The sequence below is a fragment of the Streptomyces sp. NPDC040410 genome, assembly GCF_055595715.1.
Window position 1 is genome coordinate 46,911 of sequence record NZ_JBVIVK010000006.1, and the last position, 17,478, is coordinate 64,388.

Below are 17,478 nucleotides of genomic sequence, written 5' to 3' on the forward strand. Positions count from 1 at the left end.
GCGATGATCACCTCATTGAGTAAGATTTCGTCGAGGGATACCGCCCGCCGGACCTCCAGCGCCACTGGTTCGAGACGTACGCCGACGAGCCGCGCGCCGGGCACCCGGACCGCACCGCCGACCGGAACCGCTCGGCGGCCGGCCGCTACGTGTCCCCACCGCACATCGCCCCGCACACCGCTGGCGCGGCCGTCGACCTCACCCTCGCCGACGCCCACGGCCGCGAACTCGACCTCGGCACCCCGATGAACGCCGGGCCGGGGAAGAGCTCCGTCGCCTGTTACTCCGTCGCCGACAACATCACCGAGGAGGCGAAGGCGAGCCGTGCCGGGTGGGGCGCCGGCGGCGGCCGGTCTGGTCAACCACCCGACCGAGTGGTGGCACTGGTCGTACGGCGACCGCTGCTGGGTCCCGAGCACCGGCGCACCCGCCGCCCGGTACGGGCCCGGGGAACTCCACGAGCCCCAGCCCTGACACGGCGGGGTTCCCACACCGTCCTCACGAGCCGGCGGCGAACGCGTCCACCCCCGTCCGCTCGGCCGACAGTGCCCACAGACGGGCCGCCTGCTCAGGGTCGGTCGCCCAGTCCTTGACGCCGGTACGGGAGCCGTCGGCCGGGGCGGGTTCGGCGATGTCGCAGTCCTCCAGGTACACGCCGCCCAGGCCGTCCAGCCGGGGCGAGGTCGCGGCCCACACCTGGGTGGCGGCGCCCTGCTGCGGGGTCTTCAGACCCTCCTGGGGGATCGGGTTGCCGTCCTCGTCGATCCAGCCGGCGGCCACCATCTCCTCCTTGGGAAGGTGGCGCTGGAGCGGGGTGAGGATGCCGCCCGGGTGCAGCGAGAAGGCCCGTACGCCGTGGTCCCGGCCGAGCCGGTCGAGTTGGACGGCGAACAGGACGTTCGCCGTCTTCGCCTGGCCGTACGCCTCCCACTTGTCGTAGCGCTGCCGCCAGTCGACGTCGTCCCAGCGGACGCCGGAGAGGTGGTGGCCGCGCGAGGACACGGAGACCACCCGGGCGCCGCCGGCCTCGATCGCCGGCCACAGGCGGTTGACCAGCGCGAAGTGGCCGAGGTGGTTCGTCGCGAACTGTGCCTCCCAGCCGGGCCCGACCCGGGTCTCGGGGCAGGCCATGATCCCGGCGTTGTTGATGACGAGGTCGACCGGGCGGCCGGTGGCGAGGAACCGCCCGGCGAAGCCGCGCACGCTGTCCAGGTCGCCGAGGTCCAGTTCGTCCACCTCGACGCCGTCGAGGTCGGCCACGGCCTCCTGTGCGGCGGCGGGGCGGCGGGCCGGGACGACAACCCGGGCGCCGGCCCCGGCGAGCGCACGGGTGGTCTCCAGGCCGAGACCCGAGTAGCCGCCGGTGACGATCGCGAGCCGTCCGCTCAGGTCGATTCCGGCGAGGACCTCGTCGGCGGTGCTCCGGGCGCCGAAGCCCGAGCCGATCTTGTGCTGTGCAGTGCTCATGTCCCGAACGCTACGAATTGGAGTGCGCTCGAAGTCAAGGTGCCCGGGTGTGCGGCGCGGGCACCTCAAGGCCCCGACCGGACGGGGCATCACGGTCGGGGCGGCCATGGGCGGGCGTGGATGGCGGTCGCCTCTCGGCCAGAGGCTCCACAGCCTTCGGCGGAGCGATCGTCCCTGTGGGCAGATCGTCCCTGTGGGCAGAACGTGAGGCCCGGTGAGCAGAAGGCGAGGCCCGGTGGGCAGAAGGCGAGGCCCGGTGGGCAGAAGGCCATCCCCGGGTGAGCCCCCGGGACACAGTCCCATCCGCCCCCACCCGTTGTTCAAGGGACAACCACCCAGGGGTGTTCCTCACCCCGGCGCCGTCCGGGGTGACTCCGTAACTCACGCCAGGGGGCTGTCCGCCAGGGACTCCAGCAGGTCGGCGGGGCCGTCGTAGATCGCCTCCGCTCCCGCCTCCTCGAGGTCGGCGCGGGGGATGCCGCCGCACAGCACACCCACGCAGCGCACCCCGGCCCGGCGGCCGGCCTGCATGTCCCACACCGTGTCGCCGACGAAGACGGCACGCTCGGCGGGCACCCCCGCCAGTTCCAGGGCGTGTTCGACGGGCTCGGGCGCGGGCTTTCCCTCCTCGACGTCGTCGGCGCTCGCCGTTGCGGTGATCGCGTCGTCCGCGCCGATCGCCCGGCGCAGGGCGGACAGTTCGGCGCCGCTCGCCGAGGTGGCGAGCACCACCGTCCAGCCGTCGTGGTCGAGGCGCCGCAGCAGCCGGCCCGCGTCCCTCAGGGCGGGCAGCCGGTCGAAGTACTGCCCGTACAGCGCCTTGTGGGCGGCGCTCAGCTCGGCGTCCTGGTCCTCGTCCCGGCCGTCGCCGAGGAGATGGGCGACGAGGTCGGCGGAGCCGAGGCCGACGGCGCGGTGGATGGCGTGCATCGGCACCTGGTGGCCCGCCTGCCGGAACGCCTCCCACCAGGTCGCCACATGGAGGTGGTTCGTGTCGACGAGGGTTCCGTCGACATCGAACACTGCTGCCCGCTCCATACCCGTCACCCCGTCCTTCCTTCGGTGCTCGCCGCCGAGTACCACATCAGCGGCCCGCCACGCCGGCCGGTGTCCTGCCCTCCCGGGTCCAGGCCAGCAGGTCGTCCATGGACCATGTGGTGACCACCCGCCCGGCGGGCACCCCGCACTCCTCCGCCCGGGCGCAGCCGTGGATCTGCCAGTCGAGCTGGCCGGGCGCGTGTGCGTCCGTGTCGATCGAGAACAGCACACCCTCCTCGACGGCCCGGCGCAGCAGCCGCCGCGGCGGGTCGAGCCGCTCGGGCCGGCTGTTGATCTCCACTGCGGTACCGGACTCGGCGCACGCCGCGAACACCTCGTCCGCGTCGAACTCCGACTCGGGCCGCCCCCGCCCGGTCACCAGCCGACCGGTGCAGTGACCGAGGATGTCGGCATGCGGATCGCGTACGGCGGTCACCATCCGGCGGGTCATCGAGCGGGCGTCCATCCGCAGCTTGGAGTGCACGGACACCACCACGACGTCGAGCAGCTCCAACAGCTCCGGCTCCTGGTCGAGCGAACCGTCCTCGAGGATGTCGCACTCGATACCGGTCAGCAGCCGGAACGGCGCCCAGCCCGCGTTGAGCCGCGCGAGCACCTGCAGCTGCTCGCGCAGCCTCTCGGGCGACAGCCCGCGCGCCACCGTCAGCCGCGGCGAGTGGTCGGTCAGCACGGCCCACTCGTGGCCGAGCTCCGCCGCGGTCCGGCCCATCTCCTCGATCGGGCTGCCGCCGTCCGACCAGTCGGAGTGCAGATGGCAGTCCCCGCGCAGCAGCGCCCGCAGCCGCTCGCCACCCCGGGCGAGCGGGGCCTCGCCCTCGCCTTCCAGCTTCCGCAGATAGCCGGGGACCTGCCCCGCCAGCGCCTCGCGCACCACTTGCGCCGTCTTCGGACCGACGCCCTTGAGCGACTCCAGCGTCCCGGCGTCCGCCCGCTCGCGGACCTCGTCCTCGGGGAGCCCGGACAGCACCCGGGCCGCCGTACGGAAGGCGCGCACGCGGTACGTCGGCGCCAGGGACCGCTCCAGCAGGAAGGCGATCCGGTCCAGGGCCTCGACGGGATCCATCACCACCTCCTCCTCCAGAGTTCCCCAGCTGCCCGGAGGCCGCACGACGGGCGGACGGTTTCTGCGCCGCACGCGTCGTCCTGCGCGGGCACGCCGCGCTCACCCGGCTGGGCGAACACCCGGACTTCGGGCGTCCGCCACGCGAGAAGCCCTCGGGGCGGTGGTTGCCGGCCTGCTCGGCGGGTGACGTGAGCATCTCGCCGCCGCGGGTTGCGCTCTACCCTCTATGCATGACCGAAATCGCGAGCCCTCACATCGCCAACCCGCGGATCTTGGTGCTCGGGGTGCAGCCGGGCACGCCGCCGTTCCGGATCGTGGAGATCGACGGCCAGGTCGTCGGTGAGGCGAAGGCCGTCACCGACGTCCTGGAGGCCGCCGCAGCGTTCGGCATCACGGTCCACGACCTGGACGATCCGGAGGTGGTCCGCTGGGTTGGCGGGGACAAGTTCACCTGGAAACTGCACCGGCGCTAGGCCCACTTCTGGTCGGCGCCGCCCGTGCAGGTCCAGATCTGCAGCCGGTGCCGCCGGCCGGGTTGTCGCCGGTCACGTCGAGGCACTTGTCGGCATGCGGGTTGACGATGTCGCGCCGGGCGGTGACGGTCCGTTCTGGCTGGGGCCGCCGGTGCAGTCCCACAGCTGGACGGTCGAGCCGTCCGCGGTGCCGTTGCCGGCGTCGAGGCGCTTGCCGAGCACCCGGGAGGTGCCGTCCGATCCGGCGGTCGTCCGCCACTTCGAGGAGTCGACGGCGGCACCGGCGGGCCCGTCGAAGGTGTCGGAGAACTCACCGCGGTGGCGGCGGCGCCCGGCGGTCCGGCCTGCGGACCGGCCTGGGCCGGTCCGGTCGCGACCGACGGGGCGAGCACGCCGGGCAGGGCGGCGAGGAGGCATCTGCGGAGCAGGCGTGGACGGGCCACGGCTCTCCCTTCCGCGCGGTGGACGCGCGTGCGGCCGACTGAGGTGGGGGGTGAGTGCGTCGCCTCTTGATTCAAGGAGTGGATAAGCGGGCGTCAATACCTTGGTGCGGACCAGGTGTTGAGAGTCATGACGAGCTCACTCGCTCCGCTCGCGCGCGTGCACCGCCCGGCTCAGCCTCCGTCCCAGCAGGAGGTAGCCGACCAGGGCGCCGGTGGTGTTGAGGATGACGTCGTCGATGTCGAAGGCCCGCCCGGTGACCAGCGCACCCTGCGCGAACTCCACCAGCAGCATGACGACGGCGGTGAGCAGCAGGATGCGCACGATCCCGCGGGTGCGCGGCGCGAGCACCGGTACCAGGACGCCGAACGGCACGCCAAGCAGCAGGTTGCCGCCGACCTGCCGGACGGCGTCGCGCAGTGCCGGCTGATCCAGGTAGGCGCGCAGGGATCGGCCCGGACGCATGTTGGTGTGCGTCAGCGCCTCCGATGCGGGGGAGGGCTCCAGGGTGAGCCGGGCCAGTACGGCGGCGAACGCCACCATGAAGGCGAAGGCGCACAGCATCGCCAGCAGGCGGAGAGGAAGGGCAAGTGGTCGCCGCTCGCGCCGGGCCGGCCGCGGCGCACGTCCCGTCCTCGCGGTGCGCGGGCGTTCGGACTTGTCCGTGCGGGGGTTCTCGGTCCTGGCCGTGCGGGGGCGTAACGCGGCGAGTGCACGTGAGGCTGCCCGGGCCATCTGGTCCTCCAGTCTTCAACTTCCCTGTTTCTCAGGGCGGTTACCCCCGAATGGTCCGAGGATGCCGCCGCCGGCTCCCGGACGTCGGACTCCCGCGGTTTCCCTTCGCGCGGTCGGGGCACTCCGGGCTGAGACCCGCGCGCCGCCACCCCCCACACCGGGGGCGGTGTTTGGATGGCGCGGGAACGTCATGACGGACATCTCGCCGCGCCGGTGAGCGTGCAGGGCCGAGGAGGTACGGCGCATGAACCCGCGTACGGCACTCCTCGCGCTGGCCGAGATCCTTGCCTGGTGGGTCGCGCTCGCCGTGCTCTGGCTGGTCCTCATCAGCGCGGTGGACACCCTTGAGCTCGCGGTCGGCGCGGGCGCCGCGGGCGCGGGAGCGGTCGCGGCCCGGGCCGCGCGACGGTCGGTGAATGGACGGTGAACGGACGGTGAACGGCTGGACGTTCGCCGCGGCCCTCGCGCTCGGCGGGGGCGTGGGAGCCACCCTGTGGGGCGTGGCCACCGGGCCGCTGCGGCGGCGGGTCGTGGCACAGAACCTGTCCACCGCACTCGCCTGCCCCACCCTGCTTCTGCTCTCCCAGGGATACGGCCGCCCGTCCTACGTCGATCTCGCCCTGGTCCTGGCCGTGCTCGGCCCGGTCGGCACGCTCGTCTTCGCCCGGCTGCTCGCCGACGAACTCGCCGGCGACCCGCCCCGCGCCTGGGGCGCGACCTGGGCGGCGGCCGGCCTTTGCGCGGCGGTGGTGGTCGCGCTGTGCGTGGCCGTCGGACCCGGCCGGGCGATGGTCAAACTCCTGCTCGTCGGCGCACTGCTGATCGGCGGGAACGTCATCGCCTCGCGTGCGCTGTCGGGCGGGTTCCGGAGCGTCCGACGTGGCTGACGCGGTGATCGTCGTGGCGCTGCTGCTGGTCGCCGGGTCCGCGACGGCGGCGGTGGCGGTCCGCGACCCGGTCCGCCAGTCCCTCGTCCTGGCCGTGCTCGGCGTCGTGCTCGCCGTCCTGTTCACCGTGCTCCAGGCGCCCGACGTCGGCCTGTCGCAGCTGGCGGTGGGCGCCGCGCTCACCCCGCTGCTGCTGCTCCTCGCGGTCCGCAAGGTGAAGCGGCGCGGGCAGAGGAAAGAGCGCGAACGGTGAACCGGCGCACCCGGCTGTGGCTCGTGGCCGCGGGTGGGGCGGGCCTCGCCGTCCTCCTCGTGGCCGCGTGCCTCGAACTGCCGTCCTTCGGAGGCGACAGCCACCCGTACGGGGACCGGGCCGTCCGCGCGTCGCTTTCCCGGCACACCGCCAACACCATCGCCTCCGTCAACTTCGACCAGCGTGCCTTCGACACCCTCGGCGAGATGAGCATCCTCTTCGGGGCCGTCCTGGGCTGTGTGGTCCTGCTGCGCCAGACCCGCGACGAACACCGCGCCCGCCCCGAACCCGAGGAAGTGGCCCCGCCCGTACGCCGCTACGCCCTCGTCGTCCTGCCCGTCGCCCTGCTCACCGGCCTGTACGTCATCGCCCACGGGCAGCTCAGCCCCGGCGGCGGCTTCCAGGGCGGCGTCGTCGCCGCGACCGCCCTTCACCTGCTGTACCTGGGCGCCGACTACCGCGCCCTGGAACGCGTCCGGCCGGTCGGCCTCTACGAGGTCGGGGACGCCGTAGCCGTCTCGGCCTACGTCGTCACCGGTCTCGCGTGCCTCATCGGCGGCACCGCGTTCCTGGCCAACACCGTCCTGCCGTACGGCACGTTCAACACGCTGTCCTCCGGCGGCACCGTCCCCCTGCTGAACGCGGCCATCGGCATGGAGGTCGCGTGCGCGGTCGTCGTGCTGCTCGCCCGCTTCCTGGACCAGGCCGTCGAGATCGAGGAGGAGAGCGGGAAGTGAGACCGCTGTGAGCGCCGTGATGCACGTCCTGCCGTACCTGGTCGCCGTGTGGGTCTTCCTGGCCGGCTGCTACGGCCTGGCCACCAGCCGCAACCTGATCCACGCCGTCGGCTGTCTGTCCGTGTGCCAGTCCGCCACATACGTCCTGCTGCTCGCGGTCGGCTACCGGGACGGCGGCACCGCGCCCGTGTTCTCCGACCTCGAGCCCGGCTCGCGCCCGGTCGTCGACCCGGTGGTCCAGGCGCTGGCCCTGACCGACGTCGTGGTCGGCGCCACCGTCACCGCGCTGCTGCTCGCGCTCGTCGTGCAGATCTCCAAGCGGCACGGCACGGTCGACCCCGATGAACTCTCCGAGCTGCGCGGCTGATGCACCACCTGCTGCCGCTTCTCGTCGCCGTACCCCTGCTCGGGGCGGGCGTGCTGGCCGCCGGGGGCCGTCGGGTGCCCCGGTTCGCCGCCGAGTCCGTGGGCTGTGCCGTCTCGGCCGGCACGGCCGGGCTCGCACTGGTCCTCCTGCTGAACTCCTCGCCCCCCATGGTGGAGTGGGCGGGCGGCTGGGCACCCGTGGACGGCAGGAGCGTCGGCATCGTCCTCGTCGGGGACGGCCCCGGGCTCGCCATGGCCGCGCTCGCCTCCCTGCTGACGCTGGCGGCCCTTGCGTACTCCTGGCACTACTTCGAGTCGGCGCCCCGCCGGCACGCCGGGTCCTTCCCGGCGCTCATGCTGCTCTTCCAGGCCGGTATGTGCGGCTTCGCCATCGCGGGCGACCTGTTCAACGCGTTCGTGTGGTTCGAGCTGATGAGCGTCGTCGCGTACGCACTGACCGGCCACCGGGTCGAGGAGGCCAAGGCGGTCCAGGGCGCGCTGACCTTCGGCGTGGTCAACTCCCTGGGCGCGTACGCCATGCTGATGGGCGTCGCGCTGCTGTACGCCCGCACCGGCGAACTGGACATGACGCAGATCGGCCGGGGACTCGACGCGCACGGCCCACCCGACGCCCTCGTCCTCGCCGCGTTCGTCCTCGTCCTGACCGGCCTGCTGGTCAAGTCGGCCGCCGTGCCCTTCCACTTCTGGCTGCCGGACGCGCACGCCGTCGCGCCCACCCCCGTGTGCATGCTGCTGTCGGGCGTCATGGTCGAGCTCGGCGTCTACGGTGTCTGGCGCGTGTACGGGACCGTGTTCGCCGGGCCCGGCGGGGTCCCGGCCGCCGGCTTCGAACGGGCCCTCGTGGTGCTCGGAGCGCTGACGGCGGCCGTCGGCGCGGTGATGTGCTGGTACCAGCGGCATATCAAACGGCTGCTGGCGTACTCGACGGTCGCCCACACCGGGCTCTTCCTGATCGGCATCGGCGTCCTGACACCCGAGGCCGACGACGGGGTCGCCCTGTACATCCTCGGCCACGCCGGCGTGAAGGCGGCCCTGTTCGCCTGCACCGGCATCCTGCTCGACCGGTACGGCACCGTCGACGAGCACGCGCTGCACGGCAGGGCCCGGCAGCTGCGCGGCGTCACCGTGCTCTTCGCCACCGGAGCGCTCGCCCTGGCCGGGCTGCCGCCGTTCGGCACCGCGCTCGGCAAAGCAGTCACGGAGGAGGCCGTGGGCGGCCCGCTCACCATGCTGTACGTCGTCGCGTCCGCGGTGACGGGCGGGGCGGTCCTGAGGGCCGGCGCCCGCGTGTTCCTCGGCCTCGGGCCCCGGCCCCGGGACGGGAGCGGGTACGAGACGACCGGCGCGGGGGAGAGGCCCGAGACCCGGCACCGGCTCAGGCGGATCCCCGACACCATGACGGCGGTTCCCGCGGTGCTGCTCGCGGCGGCGCTCGCCGTAGGCGTGGGACCCGGCTTCGCCCACGTGGTGGCGCACTCCGTGAACGAGGCGGGGTCCGGCGGTGTCTTCGCCTCCGTGCACTGGACCCCGGCCGGCGTCCTTCTGGACCTGCTCTCGACCCTGCTGGCCGTGGGCCTCGCGGCCGTCGCCGTGACCCGGCCGAAGCTGCTCGCGGTACCGGACCGGGCGCTGCCGCTGCGGCGCCTGCAGTCCGGGCACGTCGGCGACTACGTGGCCTGGATGCTGGTGGGCAGCACGCTGCTCGGCGTCCTTGCCCTGCCGGGCATGCTCGGCACGTGATCAGCTGCCGTAGCTGACGTGGACCTCCTCGAAGCCGAGGGAGCGCAGCAGGCCTTCGAGCATGCCGGTGGTGTTCTTCTCGGCGCGCGCGGTGAGGCCGCTGTCCTCGGCCGCGCCGGCGATGTGCCGTACCGCCAGCTTCTGCACGGCCTGCTCGCTGTTGGGATTGTCCGAGAAGAGGTCGCCGAGCCGGTCGAGGAGACCGCGCTGCTTGGAGACCGCGTAGGAACGGTCGGGGTCGAGGGCCGGCCGGCCCAGGCCCGCGTGCGGCAGCCGCAGTGTGGCAGACGTACGGCCGTCGTTGACCCTGACGTCGTTCTCGCCGACCTTGCCGAGGTCGACGTAGGCGTCGACGGTGCCCGCGCCGACGTACAGGGTGCGCGAGCCGCGGATCGCGTCGGGCAGGTACTTGGCGTCCTTCTCCAGGTCCACGACGACCTGGAAGTTGCCGGAGGCGGCGTCGTAACGGCTGATGTCCTGAATGGACTGGAGCAGTGCCGGACCCGAACGGTCCCGCGTCTCGGTGCCGAACAGATCCTTGAGGCCGGGAAGCACGCTCAGCCGGATGCCCGCGAAGAACACGACGAGCACCAGTACGACGGCGCTCACCGCCTTCGCCCAGCCGGGCATGCGCCTGGACATGCGCCTGATGGGAGTCGTCATGGCGACGGCCCTCCTTCCTACTGTCCGGATTCCCTTCAAAGTAGCTGTCAGACCGTGGTGTTGGCGCACTGATGTTCCTGACGGAGGCGGCGACGGCGCACAGGGGGACCGCAACCGATTTTCGGGGCCGTAGCATGAGCCGGACCGCCGGAAATGATCATGCGAGGAGCGGATCGTGCGAGACATCGCCGTGTTCAGCGGAAGCGCCCACCCCGAGCTCGCCCAGGAGGTCTGCGCCCATCTCGGGGTGCCGCTCAGTCCGACCCGGGTCAGCCGGTTCGCCAACGACTGCCTGGAGGTGCAGCTCCAGGCCAACTGCCGGGAACGGGACGTCTTTCTCGTCCAGCCGCTGGTCAGGCCCGTCCAGGAGCACCTTGTCGAGCTGCTGCTGATGTGCGACGCGGCACGCGGGGCCTCGGCGGGCCGGATCACCGTGGTCATGCCGCACTATTCGTACGCGCGCTCCGACAAGAAGGACGAGCCGCGCATCTCGCTGGGCGGGCGGCTCGTCGCGGACCTGATGACGGCGGCCGGCGCGAGCCGCGTCCTCGCCATGACCCTGCACTCACCGCAGGTGCACGGCTTCTTCTCGGTGCCCGTCGACCATCTGCACGCGCTGCGCGAGCTGGCGGCGCACTTCAGGCAGCACGACCTGTCCCGTACCACCGTCGTCTCGCCGGACCTCGGCAACGCCAAGGAAGCGGCCGCGTTCGCCCGGATGATCGGCGCCCAGGTGGCCGCCGGCGCCAAGCAGCGGTTCGCGGACGACCGGGTGAGCATCAACTCCGTCATCGGCGAGGTCGCGGGCCGGGACGTCATCGTCCTGGACGACGAGATCGCCAAGGGCAGCACCGTTCTCGAACTGCTCGACCGTCTGCGGGAGTTGGGGCCGCGTTCGATCCGGGTCGCGTGTACGCACGGCCTGTTCGCGGCCGGCGCGCTCAAGCGCATCGGCGAGCAGCCGGACGTACTGGAGATCGTGTGCACCAACACCGTGCCGGTTCCGGAGGAGGAGCGCACGGACAAGCTCCGCATCCTCTCCATCGCCCCGGCGCTCGCCGAGGCGGTGCGTCGCATTCACAACGGTGAGTCGGTCAGCGCCCTGTTCGACGCGCCGCGGACCGAATAGGAAAGCCGCCGTGGCGAGGCGGAGTTCGAGCGGACGAAGCCGCACGTGAACATCGAAGTCCGCCGGTCGTGAGGGCGGCCGGACGGTGGGAGCCGGTCAGGTCACCAGGATCGTGCGGCAGGTGCGGCAGGTGCGGTCATAACGAGCCGGACGTGGCTTCGGGCTGGCCCAGGGCCGCGTCCAGCGTTCCGTGGGGAGGCAGCAGGCGCGAGAGTCCGGTGGCCCGCATGATGCGCAGAGTGAGCGGGTGGGTGCAGACGACGGACAGCTCTCCGTCGTGGTCGAGAACCCGGCTGCGGGCGCGGTACAGCAGGCGCAGACCGGAGCAGTCGAAGAACTCGACCCGCCTGAGGTCGATCACGATCCTGGGGCCGGGGCGGGCAGTCACCCGGTCCAGGCAGGGGAGGATCTCCACGGTCGCGGCGATGTCGATCTCGCCGCGGAACTCCAGAACGGTGTGTCCACGGTCCTGGCGGACGCGCAGATGCCGGGTGAGCGGTGCAGGTTCCTGCTGCACGACGACATCGCCTCCAACCGAATCAGGGCTCGCGGCGAGCGCAAGTCCCGCCCCCGCCCTGCAAGTTACCCTCGATGGAGCGAATTTGAGCATGTTCGATTGACATATGTCTTCGAATTGCGGCCGACGGGGTCACGACAGGGCGTGCCAGGCCTTGGTGAGCGTCTGACGGAGCTGCTCGGCCTGGTGTGCCGTGAGGTCCCGGACCATCCGTTCCTCCGGTTCCCGTGCGGGACCCGCGTGACGGGAGAGCAGCTCGCGGCCGGCGTCATGGAGACCACCGGCAGCGTCGCCGTGCTGCGCCAGTGCGTCGACGCGCTCGCCGCCCGCGGCACCCTGTGCGTCGGCGGCGCCCCGCCCTTCGGCACCGAAGTCTCCCCGGACGCCAACGGGCTGCCCGGCGGCAAGCGGATCGTCGGCCTCACCCTCGGCGACAGCGAGACGCAGACCGTCGTCCCCGCCCTGGTCCGCCTGGTCAAGGACGAGCGGCTGCCGCTGCACCGCCTGATCGGCGCCTGTCCGTTCGCGGACATCGACCAGGCGGTGCGGGACATGCGCGCGGGCAAGACCATCAAGCCCGTGCTCACCTTCTGACCTCGGTCGGTCAGTCCACGACGAGCACCAGCTTGCCCGTGGTCCGGCCGGTGTCGCCGAGCGCGTGCGCCTCGGCGGCCTCGGCCAGCGGGAACGTCCCGGCGATCGTGGCGCGCAGCTTGTCCGCCTCGACGAGCTCCGCGATCGCCCTCATGCCGGTGTGCGAGGCGTCGACGAGCATCCGGACCGCGCGCACGCCGTGCCGCTCGGCCTCCTCGTAGAAGTCCGCCGACCCGACCGGCAGGATCGACACCACGACCCCGCCCGGGCGCAGCACCCGCAGCGAGCGGAGCGAGTAGTCGCCGCCGATCGTGTCCAGCACCACGTCGACGTCCTTCACGGCCTCCGCGAAGTCCGTCTCCCGGTAGTCGATCGCCTCGTCCACGCCGATCTCGCGCAGGAAGTCGTGTTTTCCCGCACTCGCGGTGCCGATCACATACGCGCCCCGGGCCTTCGCGATCTGCACGGCCACGTGCCCGACCCCGCCCGCCGCCGCGTGGATCAGCACCCGCTGCCCGCGCCGCAGGTCCGCCGTCTCGACCAGCGCCTGCCAGGAGGTCAGGGCCACCAGCGGCAGCGCGCCCGCCTGTGCGTGGTCGATCCCGGCCGGCTTGTGGGCGAACGCGCGGGCCGGGCCGGTGACGTACTCGGCGTGCGAGCCGTGGCCGAACGGGTACGGCAGCATGCCGAAGACCTCGTCCCCGGGCGCGAACCGTGCGACGCCGATCCCCACGGCCTCGACCACACCGGAGACGTCCCAGCCGAGGACGAACGGCGGCTCGCCGAGGAAGCCGCCGGTCTCCCGGTGCTTCCAGTCGGTCGGGTTGACGCCGGCGGCGCGCACCCGCACCAGCACCTCGTTGGGCCGCGGTGCCGGGCGCTCGATCTCCACTTCCCTGAGGACCTCGGGACCGCCGAGGACGTCCTGACTGATGGCTCGCATGGTGTTCACAGTGCTCATGGTGGTCCAGCGTGCCGGGGACGGCCCGCCAAGAAAATGGCACGATCGCCAATCTCCGATAGAATCGTGCCATGAAGCGAGTGGAACGAGTCGTGGTCCTGGCGCTCGACGGCGTCTACCCCTTCGAGCTGGGTATCCCCAGCCGGATCCTCGGCGCGGCCGACGGCCGGTACGAGGTGCTGACCTGCACCGTCGACGGGCTTCCGGTGCGCAGCAACGCGGACTTCACCATCACCGTCGAGCACGGGCCCGAGGCACTGGCCACGGCCGACACGGTCGTGATCGCACCGGTCTCGCCGGCCCGGGTGGCCGCCGAACTCCCGGACGAGGTCCGGGCGGCCCTCGCGCACATCCGGCCCGGCGCGCGCATCGTCTCCATCTGCACCGGCGCCTTCGTCCTCGCCGCGGCCGGACTCCTCGACGGCCACCGGGCCACCACCCACTGGTGCGTCGCCGACGAGTTCCGCCGCAGGTTTCCGCACATCACCCTCGACCCGGATGTCCTCTTCGTCGACGACGACCGCGTCCTGACCTCGGCCGGCGCCGCCTCCGGCGTCGACGTCTGCCTGCACCTCGTGCGCAAGGACCACGGCAGCGAGCTGGCCAACAAGGTCGCCCGCCGCTGCGTCGTCCCGCCGTTCCGGGACGGCGGACAGGCGCAGTACATCGAACAGCCCGTGCCGGAGCCGGGTGCCGCCGGCACGGCCGCGACCCGCGCCTGGGCCCTCGAACGCCTCGGTGAACCGCTGACGCTGACCGATCTCGCCGCCCACGCCCGGATGAGCCTGCGCACCTTCGCCCGCCGCTTCAACGACGAGGTGGGCCTCAGCCCAGGCCGCTGGCTGATCCAGCAGCGTGTCGCCCGGGCCCGCCATCTGCTGGAGGCCAGCGACCTGCCCGTGGACCAGATCGCCGGCCGGGTCGGCTTCGCGACGGGCGCGTCCCTGCGGCAGCATCTGCACGCCGCGATCGGGGTGTCGCCGCAGGCGTACCGACGCACGTTCCAGGAAGCGGGCAGGCCATGAACGCTCACGGCCACCGCAGCGTCGGAAGCTGCGGACAGGGTCGAGGAACAGGGGGCGGGGATGCTCAGGGGGCTCGCGGCAGCGGCGGTGCTGGTGGCGGTGACGGCCGTCGGGTGCACGACGACGGGGACGTCCGTATGCCCGACGACGCCCGGGACACCGGACACCGCCTGGTCGACCGGGAGTTGTGGTTGACGGACGACCCGTCATGGGCGTACGTCCGCACGCCCGACGGTGTGGAGGCCTGGCCCCTGGCGAAGCGGGCCGTCGCCTGCAAGTGACGGCTGGTCACCTGCTGGCGTGCAGCGTGACCAGCAACTGCCAGACCTGGTCGGCGATTTCCTCGGCGGTGGCCTCCAGGAGTCCGTGCAGCCAGTCGGCCAGTACTCCGGCGAACGTGGCGGCGACCGCCGACGCGACCAGTGGGGCGTCCGCCGCGCCCGCGAGTTCACGCTCGCGCAGGCTGTAGGCCCGCAGGTCGCGGTGGAGCACCCGGCCGAGCGGGCCGCCGCCGCCCGGGCTCAGCAGGGCTCGGTACAGCCCGGCATGCGGGGTCAGAGAGGCGAAGAACTCCGACAGGGCGGGCGGCGCGTGCAGCGGGTCGGGCCGCCCGTGCCAGGAGTGCAGTGCCTCCACGGCCTCGCGCACGACGTCCGCGCAGGCGTCGACCGCCAGTGCCTCGAGGTCGGCGTAGTGCACATAGAACGTGGCCCGGCCGACGCCGGCGCGGCGCACCAGCGCGGCGACGCCGACCTCCTCCAGCGGCCGCTCGGCGCACTCGTCCAGGAGGGCCAGGCGCAGCTTCGCCCGGGTGCGGGCGGCCCGCGGGTCCTGGGGCCCGTCGCCGTTCACCGGGCGACGAGGACGGCGGCGAGGGCGAGCGCGGCGGGCAGGGCCTGTGCGAACAGGATGCGGCGGTTGGCGGTGACGGCACCGAACACACCCGCGACGACGACGCAGGACAGGAAGAACACCTGGGCGCGGAAGCCGGTGGGTTCCGCGGCGACCAGGCCCCACACGAGGCCGGCCGCGAGAAAGCCGTTGTAGAGCCCCTGGTTGGCGGCCATCGGCGCGGTCACCCGCGCCATCTCCCGGTCAAAGCCGTGCAGGGCCCGTCCGGGCTTCTTCTGCCACAGGAACATCTCCAGCACCAGGATGTAGGCGTGCAGCGCAGCCACCATCCCCACCAGCACGTTCGCGACCGTTTCCATATCCGGCGACCCCTTCGCAATCATGGACAGGTGTCCACTATAGCTGGACAGGTGTCCAGGAAATTGTTTCCGGTGGGTGAATTCCTGGTACGGGTCAGGAGACGGGGTGCGGAACCGGTGGGGGTCTTGGCGCCGCACTCTCTCGCCCTGCGGCAAGCTCTGCAGCCAAGAAGCAGGTGCGTAAAGGCATTTGTCGATCTGTTGGTTTCTGGCGGAGAGTGACGGAACCCTCACTTCCGCTGGAGGGCGTGATTGATCCTTTGGCATATAAACCAGATAAGCTCCCCTCCGGCGCAGCGAGTTGACGCGATCGCGATCGGTCGTCGTCTCGCGGTGCGCACTCATGAGTGCGGTCCCTTGCACACCCCCATTGTTCGATCGTGTTGCTTCGAAGGATGCAGATGGAACTCGCCACTCCGCCCCCGGCGGCGCGGGCCCCTGTCGCCTGGTACAGCTGGTGGCTGATGCCACTGGCTTTAGGAGGCGGAACGGTTGCCGCCACGTTCATGAGCTCCGAGCAGATAACCGCGGCCGTCGCCGGCACCGCGGTGACGGCCGCCAGCGCCGTCTGCGTACGGCTCCTGATGCGCACGCAGAAGCAGCTGCGCCGGTCCGAGGGCGCCTTCCGTGCCTCGCAGGCCGAGCACTCGCAGCAGTGGCAGCAGCATGTCGCAGGCCTGGAAAGGAAGTTCGCAGCCGAGCGGGCCGCGCTGGAGGCACAGCTCACCGACCAGTCCAGTGCCTACGAGGCCCAGCTGGTCGAGCAGACCGCCGCGTACGACGCCCAACTGGCCGACCAGTCCCGGGCGTACGAGGAGCGGCTGGCCGACCACTCCACCTCCTACGAGGCGCAGCTCGCCGACCGGGCGGAGGTCTGGCAGGAGCAGCTGACACATCAGCTGGCCGCGGTCTCCCGGCTCGCAGACCAGCAGCTCCCCCAGGCGCTGCAGCGGCTGCGCGACGGTGACGCCCTCGACGACCTCCTGCCGAGCGTCAACCAGAGCGCGCAGGTCAGCGCCGACCTGCAGGCCGAACTGCGCAAAATCCTCAGGACGTCACTGATCGGCGTCGAGGAGGAGTTCAACCGCTCGACCACCGCCGAGCAGGCCGTCATCAGCATCGGCAACCGCATCCACGTGCTCACCAGCAAGCTCCGCGGCCGCCTGCACGAGATGCAGGGCGAGCACGGCCGGCTGCCGGCCGTCGCCCGGGGCCTGATGGAGCTCGATCAGGAGATCGGCCCCGCCGACTGTCTCGCTGCCAGCATCGGCGTGCTCGGCGGCTCTGACCGGCCCGGCCGGCAGTGGCAGGAGCCCCAGCGGCTGCTGAGCGTGGTGCGCGGCGGCATCGGCCGGATCAAGGACTTCCACCGGATCGACGTACGCCATCTGCCCGAACTCGGCGTCGACGGCGGTCTGGTGGACCACCTCACGCTGATCTTCGCGCATCTCCTGGACAACGCGGCCCGCTACTCGCCGCCCACCGAGCCGGTGATCGTCTCCGGCAAGGAGGTGCCCAACGGGGTCGGCATCGAGATCCAGGACTCGGGCAAGGGCCTGAGCGAGGAGAAGAAGCGCGAGGCCGAACTGGCACTCGCCGGCACCGGGGCCGGACCCGGCCTCGGCGGTATCTCGGAGGACGCCACCATCGGCCTCAGGGTCGTCGGCATCCTCGCCCGCCGCTACGGCATCCGCGTCACCTTCGCGGACTCGCCCTGGCTCGGCACCTCGGTGGTCGTCGTGGTCCCGCACAAGTACTTCAGTCCGGTGCCCGCGGCCGAACCGGTCGCTGCCGCCCCGGCGGTCCGGGCGTCCGCAGCCGACCCGGCCGACGCGCAGGCACTCGCCGACCTGGAGTACGCGGCCGAGACGGGCGAAGCGGTGGACACCACGCCCGGCGGACTGCCCCGGCGCCGCAAGCGGTCCGAGGAGGTGCGGCCCCAGCCGGCCGAGCGCACCGAGCGGTCCGAGGAGGCGGTCGTAGCGGCCGTCCCGCCGGACGCGTCCTTCGCGGGCCTCGCCGCCTTCGCCTCGGCCGGACGCGAGTCCGACGACGGCGGGGGATCGCGCGACGGCCGCGACACGACCGCCGGACGCGAGTCCACCGAGCACGGCACTGAAGAGAGCGACTAGTCCA

The 17,478-nt window shown here is 72.3% G+C and carries 20 protein-coding genes and 4 pseudogenes; 13 read left to right on the plus strand and 11 right to left on the minus strand.

The window, feature by feature from the left end:
• Window positions 1-26: 26 nt before the first annotated feature.
• A pseudogene (locus ACZ562_RS14525) lies at window positions 27-474 on the plus strand (M15 family metallopeptidase); the annotation flags it as partial.
• 24 nt (window positions 475-498) lie between these two features.
• Here ACZ562_RS14525 and ACZ562_RS14530 read toward each other — a convergent pair.
• The 3 genes from ACZ562_RS14530 to ACZ562_RS14540 form a co-directional block, all read right to left on the minus strand.
• The gene (locus ACZ562_RS14530; RefSeq protein WP_471177996.1) at window positions 499-1,467 is read right to left on the minus strand and encodes an SDR family NAD(P)-dependent oxidoreductase; all 969 of its coding nucleotides are present in this window, start codon (window positions 1,465-1,467) and stop codon (window positions 499-501) included.
• A 381-nt stretch (window positions 1,468-1,848) separates the two neighbouring features.
• Window positions 1,849-2,505 carry an HAD family hydrolase gene (locus ACZ562_RS14535; protein ID WP_471177999.1) on the minus strand — a complete coding sequence of 219 codons (657 nt, stop codon included), beginning with the start codon at window positions 2,503-2,505 and terminating at the stop codon, window positions 1,849-1,851.
• A 46-nt stretch (window positions 2,506-2,551) separates the two neighbouring features.
• Complete coding sequence (locus ACZ562_RS14540) at window positions 2,552-3,589, minus strand: PHP domain-containing protein (RefSeq protein ID WP_471178002.1); 1,038 nt, start codon at window positions 3,587-3,589, stop codon at window positions 2,552-2,554.
• A 230-nt stretch (window positions 3,590-3,819) separates the two neighbouring features.
• On the opposite strand from ACZ562_RS14540, the gene ACZ562_RS14545 reads away from it, so the two are divergent.
• Entirely contained in the window at window positions 3,820-4,062 is a 243-nt protein-coding gene (locus ACZ562_RS14545) for a hypothetical protein (protein ID WP_471178005.1), read from the plus strand.
• On the opposite strand, the pseudogene ACZ562_RS14550 reads toward ACZ562_RS14545, so the two are convergent.
• Both ACZ562_RS14550 and ACZ562_RS14555 read right to left on the minus strand, forming a co-directional pair.
• Window positions 4,059-4,317: pseudogene (locus tag ACZ562_RS14550) on the minus strand (ricin-type beta-trefoil lectin domain protein); the annotation flags it as partial. The gene ACZ562_RS14545 and the pseudogene ACZ562_RS14550 sit on opposite strands and share 4 nt — an antisense overlap.
• Window positions 4,318-4,641: 324 nt before the next feature.
• Window positions 4,642-5,238: a VanZ family protein gene (locus ACZ562_RS14555; protein ID WP_471178007.1), complete on the minus strand. Its 597-nt coding sequence runs from the start codon at window positions 5,236-5,238 to the stop codon at window positions 4,642-4,644.
• A gap of 244 nt (window positions 5,239-5,482) precedes the next feature.
• On the opposite strand from ACZ562_RS14555, the gene ACZ562_RS14560 reads away from it, so the two are divergent.
• From ACZ562_RS14560 to ACZ562_RS14585, 6 genes are read left to right on the plus strand one after another with little or no spacing between them, the layout of a single operon-like run.
• On the plus strand, window positions 5,483-5,665 hold the full coding sequence (locus ACZ562_RS14560) for a hypothetical protein (protein ID WP_471178009.1): 183 nt from the start codon (window positions 5,483-5,485) through the stop codon (window positions 5,663-5,665).
• A 7-nt stretch (window positions 5,666-5,672) separates the two neighbouring features.
• Complete coding sequence (locus ACZ562_RS14565) at window positions 5,673-6,125, plus strand: MrpF/PhaF family protein (RefSeq protein WP_471178800.1); 453 nt, start codon at window positions 5,673-5,675, stop codon at window positions 6,123-6,125.
• Window positions 6,118-6,378, plus strand: coding sequence for a hydrogenase subunit MbhD domain-containing protein (locus ACZ562_RS14570; RefSeq protein ID WP_471178011.1), 261 nt, complete (start codon window positions 6,118-6,120; stop codon window positions 6,376-6,378). The genes ACZ562_RS14565 and ACZ562_RS14570 overlap by 8 nt, the downstream gene beginning before the upstream one ends.
• Entirely contained in the window at window positions 6,375-7,115 is a 741-nt protein-coding gene (locus tag ACZ562_RS14575) for an MnhB domain-containing protein (RefSeq protein ID WP_471178013.1), read from the plus strand. Before ACZ562_RS14570 ends, ACZ562_RS14575 begins: the two co-directional genes overlap by 4 nt.
• Before the next feature lie 19 nt (window positions 7,116-7,134).
• Window positions 7,135-7,482 carry a sodium:proton antiporter gene (locus tag ACZ562_RS14580; RefSeq protein WP_471178802.1) on the plus strand — a complete coding sequence of 116 codons (348 nt, stop codon included), beginning with the start codon at window positions 7,135-7,137 and terminating at the stop codon, window positions 7,480-7,482.
• The gene (locus ACZ562_RS14585; RefSeq protein ID WP_471178016.1) at window positions 7,482-9,242 is read left to right on the plus strand and encodes a complex I subunit 5 family protein; all 1,761 of its coding nucleotides are present in this window, start codon (window positions 7,482-7,484) and stop codon (window positions 9,240-9,242) included. Before ACZ562_RS14580 ends, ACZ562_RS14585 begins: the two co-directional genes overlap by 1 nt.
• On the opposite strand, the gene ACZ562_RS14590 is transcribed toward ACZ562_RS14585, so the two are convergent.
• Complete coding sequence (locus ACZ562_RS14590) at window positions 9,243-9,905, minus strand: DUF4230 domain-containing protein (protein WP_471178018.1); 663 nt, start codon at window positions 9,903-9,905, stop codon at window positions 9,243-9,245. It abuts the gene before it with no gap.
• Window positions 9,906-10,080: 175 nt separating this feature from the next.
• Here ACZ562_RS14590 and ACZ562_RS14595 point away from each other — a divergent pair, with 175 nt between their 5' ends.
• Window positions 10,081-11,034, plus strand: a complete 954-nt coding sequence (locus ACZ562_RS14595) for a ribose-phosphate diphosphokinase (protein WP_471178021.1) — start codon at window positions 10,081-10,083, stop codon at window positions 11,032-11,034.
• A gap of 136 nt (window positions 11,035-11,170) precedes the next feature.
• Here ACZ562_RS14595 and ACZ562_RS14600 read toward each other — a convergent pair whose 3' ends face one another.
• A complete protein-coding gene (locus ACZ562_RS14600) occupies window positions 11,171-11,551 on the minus strand; it encodes an anti-sigma factor antagonist (protein ID WP_471178023.1) in 381 nt (126 codons plus the stop codon).
• Between the two features lie 132 nt (window positions 11,552-11,683).
• Window positions 11,684-11,827: pseudogene (locus ACZ562_RS14605) on the minus strand (MarR family transcriptional regulator); the annotation flags it as partial.
• On the opposite strand from ACZ562_RS14605, the pseudogene ACZ562_RS14610 reads away from it, so the two are divergent.
• Window positions 11,792-12,145: pseudogene (locus tag ACZ562_RS14610) on the plus strand (NAD(P)-dependent alcohol dehydrogenase); the annotation flags it as partial. The pseudogenes ACZ562_RS14605 and ACZ562_RS14610 sit on opposite strands and share 36 nt — an antisense overlap.
• A 10-nt stretch (window positions 12,146-12,155) precedes the next feature.
• On the opposite strand, the gene ACZ562_RS14615 reads toward ACZ562_RS14610, so the two are convergent.
• Window positions 12,156-13,106, minus strand: a complete 951-nt coding sequence (locus ACZ562_RS14615) for an NADP-dependent oxidoreductase (RefSeq protein WP_471178026.1) — start codon at window positions 13,104-13,106, stop codon at window positions 12,156-12,158.
• 71 nt (window positions 13,107-13,177) lie between these two features.
• Between ACZ562_RS14615 and ACZ562_RS14620 the strand changes: the two genes are divergently transcribed.
• Together ACZ562_RS14620 and ACZ562_RS14625 are read left to right on the plus strand one after the other, a co-directional pair.
• Window positions 13,178-14,131 carry a GlxA family transcriptional regulator gene (locus ACZ562_RS14620; protein ID WP_471178029.1) on the plus strand — a complete coding sequence of 318 codons (954 nt, stop codon included), beginning with the start codon at window positions 13,178-13,180 and terminating at the stop codon, window positions 14,129-14,131.
• Window positions 14,132-14,268: 137 nt separating this feature from the next.
• On the plus strand, window positions 14,269-14,412 hold the full coding sequence (locus ACZ562_RS14625) for a hypothetical protein (protein WP_471178846.1): 144 nt from the start codon (window positions 14,269-14,271) through the stop codon (window positions 14,410-14,412).
• 7 nt (window positions 14,413-14,419) lie between these two features.
• Here the strand turns inward: ACZ562_RS14625 and ACZ562_RS14630 are convergent, their stop codons facing one another.
• Both ACZ562_RS14630 and ACZ562_RS14635 read right to left on the minus strand, forming a co-directional pair.
• Complete coding sequence (locus ACZ562_RS14630; protein ID WP_471178032.1) at window positions 14,420-14,983, minus strand: TetR/AcrR family transcriptional regulator; 564 nt, start codon at window positions 14,981-14,983, stop codon at window positions 14,420-14,422.
• Window positions 14,980-15,342 (minus strand): DUF1304 domain-containing protein, encoded by a 363-nt coding sequence (locus ACZ562_RS14635; RefSeq protein ID WP_471178034.1) that lies wholly within the window; start codon window positions 15,340-15,342, stop codon window positions 14,980-14,982. Before ACZ562_RS14635 ends, ACZ562_RS14630 begins: the two co-directional genes overlap by 4 nt.
• A gap of 401 nt (window positions 15,343-15,743) precedes the next feature.
• On the opposite strand from ACZ562_RS14635, the gene ACZ562_RS14640 reads away from it, so the two are divergent.
• Window positions 15,744-17,474, plus strand: a complete 1,731-nt coding sequence (locus ACZ562_RS14640; RefSeq protein WP_471178037.1) for an ATP-binding protein — start codon at window positions 15,744-15,746, stop codon at window positions 17,472-17,474.
• Window positions 17,475-17,478: the final 4 nt, after the last annotated feature.